Consider the following 12,100-nt stretch of genomic DNA (forward strand, 5'->3'; position numbering starts at 1 on the left):
TATAAAAAAAGCGCTACTTTTAAAAAGTAGCGCTTTTTTTGAATCTGAATTAATAAAATAACCTCGAGTATTCAATTTTAGGAAGTTGCAAATTAAAAAATTATGCGCTCTAAGCGAAATTTAATCGTTAAAACGAATTAAAATCAGATAAAGTACCTTTTAGAACAAATTCCAGAAGCCTTATTTGATTAAAATATAAATCACAAATTCTCTTATATAAAAAAAACTCCATTTCTGGAGCTTTTTTTAGCTATTATGTTGTTCTAGCCATTTCAAAATCACTTGATTAGTTTCTTCTGGAAGTTCTTGATGAATCCAATGACCACAATCTAAGCTAATCACATCTACATTAGGCACGAACTCTGATAATCTTTCAAACTTAGGAATCATATCACGATTACCATATATCATAAGTGCGGGTTGTTGAATGATTGGGTTCACATCTGCTAATAAGTACCAGTTTCGATCAAGGTTTCTATACCAATTTATACTTCCTGTAAACTTTGAAGATTCGAAGGCAGAGACTAAAACGGTCAGTTCACCTTCATTCATTATGGGTTCGCCCAGTATTTTTTTTGCTCTTGCAAGATTAATCATCCACATTCCTGGTTCAGGCGGTGCAAGAGGTATATTCTTGCGGAACATATTACGAAGGAACTGAGATGTGTTCTCATTCATTATAGCATCTGCCACTCCTGGCTGTCGATTAAAGTGAACAAAATAGAAGTCTCCTCCAAATACTTCTTCCATGAACTCTATCCAAGGTTTTTCTCCACGCTCTTGATAAGGTAAGGCTAAGTTTATCAATTTATTTACTCGTTCCGGATACAATAATGCAAGATTCCAAACGACATTTGCACCCCAATCATGACCAATAAAAGTGGCATCTTTATATCCGTAGTAATCCAGTAGAGCAACCAAATCACCTGTTAAACATTCAATATCATACTCTGTTACTTCCATTGGGCAAGATGATTTTCCATAACCTCTTTGATTAGGAACAATGACATGATAGCCAGCTTTAACAAGTTCAGGAATTTGATAACGCCAAGAAAAAGCATGCTCTGGAAAACCGTGACAAAGCACGATAGGTTTATCAGAATTTTGTTGACCTGCCTCAAATACTTCAAGTTCAATTCCATTAATAGAAATTACAGTAGGACTTGGAAACTCGATTGGATTAAAACTTGCACCAGTTACGTTTGTCATTTTTTTATTGTTTAAAGATTAATATGACACAAATGTAAACTTGGACGGTGACAACCCTTTGTCAGTAGTCAATAAATAATTAACGATATTTCCTAAAATGCTCTTGTACAAAATCTTCTTTTGAGGCTAAACTTTTCCAGATTTAATCTCTATTTTTTGAATTTTACTACCCTTTTTTCCATAAAAAAAGCCCCAATAATGGGGCTTTTAAATTTTATGCTTGTCCTGCCGGACCGAAGTTAAGCGGTATTTGTGCTTGTTCAGTCTCTTTGATTTCGCCATGAGCGGCTTCAAAGCGATGAATATTTTCACCAATTGCTCTTAACAATCGTTTAGCATGTTGTGGTGTCAAGACAATTCTTGACTTTACCTTGGCTTTAGGAATACCGGGCATAATGCTTACAAAATCTAAAACAAACTCTGAAGAAGAATGATTGATAATTGCTAAATTAGAATAAATTCCTTCAGCGATTTTTTCATCTAACTCGATATTAATCTGTTCTTGTTGTTGATTCGGATTACTCATAGTTTCCTAAATTAATAAATATATTCTTCTTTATTAGCCATCATTTCATTGTAATCATCTTTAGATCCTACGATTGTATTATCGTATTCTCTCATACCAGTTCCCGCAGGAATTCTGTGTCCAACAATTACATTCTCTTTTAATCCTTCTAAGTAATCCACTTTACCTGCTACTGCAGCTTCGTTAAGTACTTTAGTTGTTTCTTGGAAAGAAGCAGCAGAAATAAATGATTTAGTTTGTAGCGAAGCTCTTGTAATACCTTGTAAAACTGGCGTTGCAGTTGCAGTAATTACATCTCTAGCTACAACTAGATTTTTATCTGTACGTTTCAATAATGAATTTTCATCACGTAATTCACGAGGAGATATAATCTGACCCGCTTTTAATACGCTAGAATCTCCAGCATCTTCAACAACTTTCATTCCGTATAATTTATCGTTTTGAACGATGAAATCTTTAGTATGAATTAATTGATCCTCTAAGAATAAAGTATCACCTGGATCTTGTACTCTTACTTTACGCATCATCTGACGAATAACAACCTCGAAGTGTTTGTCATTGATTTTTACCCCTTGTAAACGGTATACCTCTTGAATTTCATTTACCAAGTACTGTTGAACAGCAGCTGGACCTTGAATTCTTAAAATATCGTCTGGAGTAATAGCACCGTCTGACAATGGTACACCTGCTCTAACGAAGTCATTCTCCTGAACTAGAATTTGGCTTGATAATTTAACCAAGTATTTTCTAATGTCGCCAAATTTAGATTCGATAACAATCTCACGGTTACCTCTTTTGATTTTTCCAAAAGAAACAACTCCATCAATTTCAGAAACTACAGCTGGGTTCGAAGGATTACGAGCCTCTAACAACTCTGTAATTCTTGGTAAACCTCCGGTAATATCTCCTGATTTAGAAGAACGACGTGGAATTTTCACCAATACTTTACCTGCTTTAATTTTCTCACCGTTTTCAACCATCAAGTGGGCTCCAACTGGTAAGTTATAAGAACGAATTAACTCACCTTCTTTACCGTAAACCAATAAAGTTGGAATTAATTTTTTAGCTCTAGACTCAGAAATTACTTTTTCTTGGAATCCTGTTTGCTCATCAATTTCAACCATGAACGATTGTCCTTGCTCTAAATCTTCGTAAGCAATTTTACCAGTAAACTCAGAAACGATAACTCCATTATATGGATCCCATTTACAAATTACATCACCTTTAACAACCGATTGACCATCTTTAACAAAGATACTAGAACCGTAAGGAATGTTGTTTGTACTTAATAAGATACCTGTTCTTTCATCAATTAATTTCAATTCAGTAGAACGAGATACTACAATATCAACTGAGTTACCTTCGTTATCCTCACCTTTAACAGTTTTTAAATCTTCGATTTCTAGTTTACCGTTAAATCTTGTAACGATGCTAGATTCTTCAGATATACCACCCGCAACCCCTCCAACGTGGAAAGTACGTAATGTTAACTGTGTACCTGGCTCTCCAATAGACTGAGCTGCAATTACTCCAACTGCCTCTCCTCTTTGAGTCATTTTACCAGTAGCTAAGTTTCTACCGTAACATTTAGCACAAATACCTTTAAGCGCTTCACAAGTTAATGGAGAACGAACTTCAACTTTCTCCACTGGAGAAGCTTCGATCGCTTTCATTATAGCTTCTGTGATTTGCTCACCAGATCTAACTAAATAGTCACTAGTTAAAGGATTAATTACATCTTGTAATGCAACACGTCCTAAAATTCTTTCTCCTAATGATTCTACAATCTCCTCATTCTTTTTCAATGCAGAAACTTCAACACCTCTAAGAGTACCACAATCCTCAATATTAACAATAACATCTTGAGAAACGTCATGTAACCTTCTAGTTAAGTAACCAGCATCGGCAGTTTTAAGAGCCGTATCCGCAAGACCTTTACGAGCACCGTGAGTAGAGATAAAGTACTCAAGGATAGAAAGACCTTCCTTAAAGTTAGAAAGAATCGGGTTTTCAATAATCTCACCACCACCAGCAGTAGATTTTTTAGGCTTAGCCATCAAACCACGCATACCAGTTAACTGACGAATTTGTTCTTTAGAACCCCTCGCCCCAGAGTCAAGCATCATATATACAGAGTTGAATCCTTGTTGGTCTTCTCTAATATTTTTCATTGCTAACTCTGTAAGTTGAGCATTCGCAGAAGTCCAAACATCAATAACTTGGTTGTAACGCTCGTTATTAGTGATAAGACCCATGTTATAATTTGTTGAGATACCTTCAACTTGCTCTCTGGCATCTGCAATCAATTTAGTTTTTTGCTCAGGAATTCTAATATCACCTAAAGAGAATGATAAACCTCCTCTAAATGCGAATTTATACCCCATATCTTTCATGTTGTCCAAGAAAGCAGCCGTCATAGGTACATTGGTAGCACTTAATACGTGTCCAATAATATCTCTAAGGTTTTTCTTAGTCAATACATCATTGATATATCCTGCAGCTTCTGGCACCACTTCATTAAACAATACACGACCAGCGGTAGTTTTAATAATTTGATACACTAATTCTCCAGCTTCATTAAAATCTTTTGCTCTAATTTTCACTGAAGCATTCAATTCTAATCTTCCTTCGTTCAATGCAATATTTACTTCTTCTGCAGAGTAAAAAGTTAAGCCTTCACCTAAAATTTTAAGTTCTGGAGTAGAAAGACGTTCTTTGGTCATATAGTATAGACCCAAGACCATATCCTGAGAAGGTACAGTAATCGGCGCACCGTTAGCAGGGTTCAAGATATTGTGAGAAGCCAACATTAATAATTGAGCTTCCAAAATAGCCTCTGGTCCTAATGGTAAGTGTACCGCCATTTGATCCCCATCAAAATCGGCATTAAACGCCGTACAAACTAATGGGTGCAATTGGATTGCTTTTCCTTCAATTAATTTTGGTTGGAAAGCCTGGATACCTAATCTGTGTAACGTAGGAGCACGATTCAGTAATATTGGGTGACCTTTAATTACATTTTCAAGGATATCCCAAACTACTGGCTCTTTTTTGTCTATAATTTTCTTAGCAGATTTTACCGTTTTAACAATACCTCTTTCTATCAATTTACGGATAACGAAAGGTTTGTAAAGCTCAGATGCCATATCTTTAGGGATACCACATTCGAACAATTTTAATTCCGGTCCAACAACAATTACCGAACGAGCAGAATAATCCACACGTTTTCCTAAAAGGTTTTGACGGAAACGTCCTTGTTTACCTTTTAATGAATCTGATAATGATTTTAATGGTCTGTTTGATTCTGTTTTAACAGCAGAAGCTTTACGAGTGTTATCAAATAATGAATCTACAGATTCTTGTAACATACGTTTTTCGTTTCTTAAGATAACTTCTGGAGCTTTAATCTCCATTAATCTTTTCAAACGGTTGTTACGTATAATTACACGACGATATAAATCATTTAAATCTGAAGTTGCAAAACGACCTCCATCAAGTGGCACAAGCGGACGTAATTCTGGTGGAATAACAGGAACCACTTTCATAATCATCCATTCTGGACGGTTTTCGCGGTTTAAGTTAGACTCACGGAAAGATTCAACAACTTGTAATCTTTTTAATGCTTCTGTTTTACGTTGTTTAGATGTTTCATTGTTAGCACTGTGTCTTAATTGGTAAGATAACTCATCTAAGTCGATACGTGCTAATAAATCCATAATACATTCTGCTCCCATTTTGGCAACAAATTTGTTAGGATCAAAATCATCTAAATATTGATTGTCTTGAGGAAGAGAATCTAAAATATTTAAATATTCTTCTTCAGTTAAGAAGTCTAATCTTTGTAAAGATTCTCCATCTGCATTTTTAGCAATACCAGCTTGAATTACTACGTATCTTTCGTAGTAAATAATCATATCTAATTTCTTAGAAGGAAGTCCAAGGATATAACCAATTTTATTAGGAAGAGAACGGAAATACCAGATATGAGCGATAGGCACAACAAGGTTGATGTGTCCTACTCTATCACGACGTACTTTTTTCTCAGTAACTTCAACACCACAACGGTCACAGATGATACCTTTGTAACGAATTCTTTTATATTTTCCACAAGCACACTCAAAATCCTTAACAGGTCCGAAGATTCTTTCGCAGAAAAGTCCGTCACGCTCTGGTTTGTGAGTTCTGTAGTTTATTGTTTCTGGCTTTAAAACCTCTCCTCTTGATTCTTTCAAGATAGATTCTGGTGAAGCCAATCCAATAGAGATTTTGTTAAATCTTTTAACTGGATTTTTATCTTTATTATTATTTCTATTATTCATCATAGTTTTTACTATTGATTTATTTGCTATTAAAAATTGATTTTAGATTATAATCTACATCTTTTAAAAGTTACTTTTAAAAGAGTTAAATCATTACGCTGCTACCTCGGGTTACTTCTCTAAACTTCAAACACATTTTTTGAAGCGCTAGTTATAAAATGCCTTGCATTATTATAAAAAATCGGAACGGGTTACGGGTATAAATCTTAAAAACTTAAACTTTACTAAACAGCTTAAGTCTCAGTATTCGGTTTACAACCGAATACTGAGACCATCACTGAATTTTATTTTTATTCTTCTAGACGAATATCAAGTCCAAGACCTTTCAATTCGTGCATCAATACATTGAATGATTCTGGTAAACCTGGTTCTGGCATAGACTCTCCCTTAACGATTGCTTCGTAAGTTTTAGCTCTACCAATAACGTCATCAGACTTAACAGTTAAGATTTCACGTAGAGTACTTGACGCTCCATAAGCCTCAAGTGCCCAAACCTCCATCTCTCCAAAACGTTGACCTCCAAATTGAGCTTTACCTCCAAGTGGTTGTTGAGTAATCAACGAGTATGGTCCGATAGAACGTGCGTGCATCTTATCATCTACCATGTGTCCTAATTTCAACATGTAGATTACACCTACAGTTGCTCTTTGGTGGAAACGTTCTCCAGTTCCTCCATCATACAAATAAGTATGACCGAATCTTGGTATTCCTGCTTCGTCAGTCAATTCATTGATCTGATCTAAAGTAGCACCATCAAAAATTGGAGTAGCAAATTTTCTACCTAAATTTTGTCCTGCCCAACCTAAAACAGTTTCATAAATCTGACCGATGTTCATACGAGATGGTACCCCAAGTGGATTCAATACGATATCTACTGGTGTTCCGTCTTCAAGGAAAGGCATATCTTCATGACGAACGATTCTTGCAACAATACCTTTGTTACCGTGACGTCCTGCCATTTTATCCCCTACTTTCAACTTACGTTTTTTAGCAATATAAATTTTTGCTAATTTCAAGATTCCTGCTGGTAATTCATCTCCAACAGTAATAGTGAATTTCTCTCTTCTTAAAGATCCTTGTAAGTCATTCAACTTAATTTTATAGTTATGAATTAAATCATTAACCATTTTATTAGTTGCATCATCAGCAACCCATTGACCTTTACTTAAGTGAGCAAAATCCTCTACCGCGTAAAGCATTTTTTGAGTATATTTTTTACCTTTTGGTAAAACTTCTTCACCCAAATCATTCATTACTCCTTGAGAAGTTTTTCCGTTAACGATCAAGAATAATTTTTCAACCAATCTGTCTTTTAATTCAACAAATTTAGTTTCAAATTCCATTTCTAAAGCGCCTAAAGCATCTTTATCTTGTGTACGTTTACGTTTATCTTTTACGGCTCTTGCAAATAATTTTTTGTCAAGAACTACACCATGTAAAGAAGGAGAAGCTTTTAACGAAGCATCTTTAACATCACCTGCTTTATCACCGAAGATTGCTCTAAGCAATTTCTCTTCTGGAGTAGGATCTGATTCTCCTTTTGGAGTAATTTTTCCGATAAGAATATCACCAGGTTTAACCTCGGCTCCAATTCTAATCATACCGTTTTCATCTAAATCTTTAGTGGCTTCTTCAGAAACGTTAGGAATATCATTAGTTAACTCTTCGTTACCTAATTTTGTATCTCTAACTTCTAATGAATAATCATCTACGTGAATTGACGTAAAGATATCATCACGAACTACTTTTTCAGAAATCACAATCGCATCCTCAAAGTTATATCCTTTCCATGGCATGAACGCAACTTTTAGGTTACGACCTAAAGCTAATTCTCCATTTTGTGTAGCATATCCTTCAGATAATACTTGACCAAATGCAACTCTATCACCTTTCTTAACGATTGGTTTCAAGTTAATACTTGTTCCTTGATTGGTTTTTCTAAATTTAATTAGATTATATGTTTTTTCATCAGACTCAAAACTAACCATTCTTTCTTCTTCAGAACGATCATATTTAATAGTGATGATGTTTGCATCAACATATTCTACTGTTCCATCACCCTCAGCATTAATCAATACTCTAGAATCAGACGCAACCTGACGCTCTAAACCTGTTCCTACAATAGGAGCTTCAGGGCGAATTAAAGGTACTGCCTGACGCATCATGTTTGATCCCATCAAGGCTCTATTCGCATCATCATGCTCTAAGAAAGGAATCAAAGATGCAGAAATAGAAGCAATTTGATTTGGAGCAACGTCTGTATAATCTACCTGAGTTGGTTCGATTACTGGGAAATCACCTTCCTGACGCGCAATTACGTTATCAGCAATGATTTTTCCTGTTGCATCCATTTCGATGTTTGCTTGTGCAATCATCATTCCTTCTTCTTCTTCAGCACTTAAATATACTGGAGTAGTATCTAAATCTACAACACCATTAGTTACTTTACGGTAAGGAGTTTCGATGAATCCCATTCCGTTAACTTTAGCATAAACACCTAAAGATGAAATCAAACCAATATTTGGTCCCTCTGGAGTTTCAATTGGACATAAACGTCCGTAATGCGTATAGTGAACGTCACGTACCTCGAAACCAGCTCTTTCTCTAGAAAGTCCACCTGGTCCAAGTGCAGATAATCTTCTCTTGTGCGTAATCTCAGCAAGTGGATTCGTTTGATCCATAAATTGAGATAACTGGTTAGTACCAAAGAAAGAGTTGATAACTGATGATAATGTTTTAGCATTAATCAAATCAATTGGTGTAAACACCTCGTTATCTCTAACGTTCATTCTCTCACGAATAGTTCTAGCCATACGTGCAAGACCAACACCGAATTGTTGAGACAATTGTTCTCCAACTGTTCTAACACGACGGTTTGATAAGTGATCAATATCATCAATCTCTGCTTTAGAGTTGATTAATTCAATCAAATATTTTACAATGGTAATGATATCTTCTTTGGTAAGCACTTGCTTTTCCATTGGGATATCTAAACCAAGTTTTTTGTTCATTCTATAACGACCAACTTCACCTAAGTTATAACGTTGATCAGAGAAGAACAATTTATCTATAATACCACGAGCAGTTTCTTCATCAGGCGGTTCTGCATTACGCAATTGTCTGTAGATATGCTCAACAGCTTCTTTTTCAGAGTTTGTTGGATCTTTTTGTAATGTATTGTGGATAATAGCATAATCTGCTTGATTATTATCCTCTTTATGTAACAAAATAGATTTAACGTTAGAATCGATGATTTCTTCAACATTATCTTTATCGATAATAGTATCTCTATCAAGGATGATTTCGTTACGTTCGATAGAAACTACCTCACCAGTATCTTCATCTACGAAATCCTCGTGCCAAGTATTCAATACACGTGCAGCAAGTCTTCTTCCAATATATTTTTTAATTCCTGTTTTAGAAACTTTAATTTCTTCGGCAAGGTCGAAAATTTCAAGGATATCCTTATCTCTTTCAAATCCAATTGCACGGAATAAAGTTGTAACAGGTAATTTTTTCTTTCTATCGATATATGCGTACATTACGCTATTAATATCTGTAGAAAATTCTATCCAAGAACCTTTAAAAGGAATTACTCTGGCAGAATAAAGTTTTGTTCCATTTGCGTGGAATGATTGACCAAAGAAAACCCCAGGAGAACGGTGTAATTGAGATACTACCACACGCTCAGCACCATTGATAACAAAAGTACCGCTTGGAGTCATATAAGGAATTGTACCTAGATAAACATCTTGTACAATAGTTTCAAAATCTTCGTGTTCTGGATCTGTACAATATAGTTTTAACCTAGCTTTTAAAGGCACACTATAAGTAAGACCTCTCTCTATACATTCTTGAATTGTATAACGTGGTGGATCAACAAAATAATCTAGGAACTCCAATACAAAGTTATTTCTTGTATCTGTGATTGGAAAGTTTTCCATGAAGGTGTTGTACAACCCTTCGTTGCCTCTTTCGTCAGATTTAGTTTCTAATTGAAAAAAATCTTTAAAAGATTTAACCTGAACATCTAGGAAATCCGGATATACAGGAATATTTTTTGTAGAGGCAAAATTCAATCTTTCAGTCTGATTTGTTATCATCAATGGACAAAATTTTGATTAAAAAAAAGTAGTTTTTTGTGTAAAAACACACTGTTTAATTTATACTTTCTTTTTGTAATCAATACATCTTTAAAAATAAACGGACGAAAATTCAGCTTAATTTTTTTCTTCGTATTGATCAAAAACTTTTTCGTATTTTAAACTATTTGATAATAAAACTTGATATATTTTATTATACGAAAAATGGTTTAGGCCATTGAGATAACTCAAGACCTAAACCTAGTTCTTAAAACTGAGTTGAATTATTTAAGCTCAACAACAGCTCCAGCTTCTTCTAAAGATTTTTTAAGACCTTCAGCCTCTTCTTTAGAAACACCTTCTTTAACGTTACTTGGAGCACTATCAACTACATCTTTAGCTTCTTTAAGACCTAAACCTGTAAGTTCTTTTACTAATTTCACAACTGCTAATTTAGAAGCACCAGCTTCTTTTAATACAACTGTAAATTCAGTTTGTGCTTCTTCAGCAGCACCACCATCACCACCAGCAGCAACTACAACCGCTGCAGCAGCAGGCTCGATACCATACTCGTCTTTTAATATTGTTGCTAATTCGTTAACTTCTTTAACTGTTAAGTTAACTAATTGTTCTGCGAATTGTTTCAAATCTGCCATTTTTTCTATCGTTTAAAATGATTTGTAAAATATAATTATTTATTGTGCGCTAATTAAGCAGCAAGGAAATAAAATTTCCCGCATTTGTTATTATGCTTCTTCCTCTTCGCTGTTTGCGAATTGGTTTTGTAAAGCAGAAATAACTCTTTGAGCTGGAGATTGAAGTAATCCAATAAGTTCTCCAAGAAGTTCTTCTTTAGATTTGATAGTTGCTAATGCATCTAATTGATCATCTCCAATGTATACTTCTGAATTGATATAAGCTCCTTTTAAAAGTGGCTTATCAGATTTCTTACGGAAATCTTTGATAATTTTTCCAGGTGCATTTGCAACGTCTGAAATAAAGATTGAAGTGTTTCCTTTCAATACAGAAGGTAACTCACCATAATTATTTTCAGAAGCTTCCATAGCTTTTGCAAGCAATGTATTTTTAACAACCTCTAATTTAATACCTGCTTTAAAGCAAGCTCTTCTCAAGTTTGAAGTTGTTTCTGCATTAAGTCCAGAAATATCTGCTACATAAATAATATTTGTACCAGCTAACTGTGCAGTTAAATCTTCAATCGCGATTGATTTTTCTTCTCTAGTCATACTAAAAATTTTTAACTACCAATTATACTGCTTTTGGGTCTAATGCGATAGCAGGACTCATAGTGCTTGTAAGGTGAATACCTTTAATATAGGTACCTTTAGCAGCAGTTGGTTTAAGTTTTATTAATGTTTGAATAATTTCGTGTGCGTTGTCAACAATTTGCTCAGCTCCAAAAGAAACTTTACCAATTCCTGCGTGAACGATACCAGTTTTATCAACTTTAAAGTCAATTTTACCAGCTTTAACCTCTTGAACAGCTTTTGCAACATCCATAGTTACAGTACCTGTTTTAGGGTTTGGCATTAAACCTCTAGGTCCTAAAATACGACCTAATGGACCTAATTTACCCATAACAGCTGGCATAGTGATGATAACATCAACATCTGTCCAACCATCTTTTATTTTTTGTAAGTAATCATCAAGACCTACATAGTCAGCACCAGCTTCTTTAGCTTCAGCTTCTTTATCTGGAGTAACTAATGCTAATACTTTAACATCTTTACCAGTTCCGTGAGGTAATGTAACTACACCTCTAACCATTTGATTCGCTTTTCTTGGATCTACACCCAAACGAACTGCGATATCAACAGACTCATCAAATTTTGCAGAAGCAACTACTTTTAATAATGCCGCAGCATCTTTAAGAGAATATAGTTTGTTCTTTTCAATTTTTGAAGCAGCCTCTTTTTGCTTTTTTGTCAATTTTGCCATGTCTT

At 34.8% G+C, this 12,100-nt stretch carries 7 protein-coding genes; all 7 read right to left on the reverse strand.

The annotated features are described in order from the left end of the window. Positions 1–246 precede the first annotated feature (246 nt). The 7 genes from IW20_RS03935 to rplA all read right to left on the reverse strand — a co-directional run bounded on the left by IW20_RS03935 (position 247) and on the right by rplA (position 12,095). Positions 247–1,209, reverse strand: coding sequence for an alpha/beta fold hydrolase (locus IW20_RS03935; RefSeq protein WP_035619163.1), 963 nt, complete (start codon positions 1,207–1,209; stop codon positions 247–249). 214 nt (positions 1,210–1,423) lie between these two features. Then, positions 1,424–1,735 carry a DUF3467 domain-containing protein gene (locus IW20_RS03940; RefSeq protein ID WP_035619166.1) on the reverse strand — a complete coding sequence of 104 codons (312 nt, stop codon included), beginning with the start codon at positions 1,733–1,735 and terminating at the stop codon, positions 1,424–1,426. 11 nt (positions 1,736–1,746) lie between these two features. Continuing rightward, positions 1,747–6,057: a DNA-directed RNA polymerase subunit beta' gene (gene rpoC, locus IW20_RS03945; protein WP_035619169.1), complete on the reverse strand. Its 4,311-nt coding sequence runs from the start codon at positions 6,055–6,057 to the stop codon at positions 1,747–1,749. Positions 6,058–6,344: 287 nt separating this feature from the next. Beyond that, positions 6,345–10,157 carry a DNA-directed RNA polymerase subunit beta gene (rpoB, locus tag IW20_RS03950; RefSeq protein ID WP_035619171.1) on the reverse strand — a complete coding sequence of 1,271 codons (3,813 nt, stop codon included), beginning with the start codon at positions 10,155–10,157 and terminating at the stop codon, positions 6,345–6,347. A gap of 263 nt (positions 10,158–10,420) precedes the next feature. Further along, positions 10,421–10,792 (reverse strand): 50S ribosomal protein L7/L12, encoded by a 372-nt coding sequence (gene rplL / locus IW20_RS03955; protein ID WP_035619173.1) that lies wholly within the window; start codon positions 10,790–10,792, stop codon positions 10,421–10,423. Positions 10,793–10,882: 90 nt separating this feature from the next. After that, positions 10,883–11,383: a 50S ribosomal protein L10 gene (gene rplJ, locus IW20_RS03960; RefSeq protein WP_035619176.1), complete on the reverse strand. Its 501-nt coding sequence runs from the start codon at positions 11,381–11,383 to the stop codon at positions 10,883–10,885. A 22-nt stretch (positions 11,384–11,405) separates the two neighbouring features. Continuing rightward, positions 11,406–12,095: a 50S ribosomal protein L1 gene (gene rplA, locus IW20_RS03965; protein ID WP_035619180.1), complete on the reverse strand. Its 690-nt coding sequence runs from the start codon at positions 12,093–12,095 to the stop codon at positions 11,406–11,408. Positions 12,096–12,100: the final 5 nt, after the last annotated feature.

Origin of the sequence: Flavobacterium hydatis (assembly GCF_000737695.1) — a bacterium.
Lineage (GTDB): Bacteria > Bacteroidota > Bacteroidia > Flavobacteriales > Flavobacteriaceae > Flavobacterium > Flavobacterium hydatis.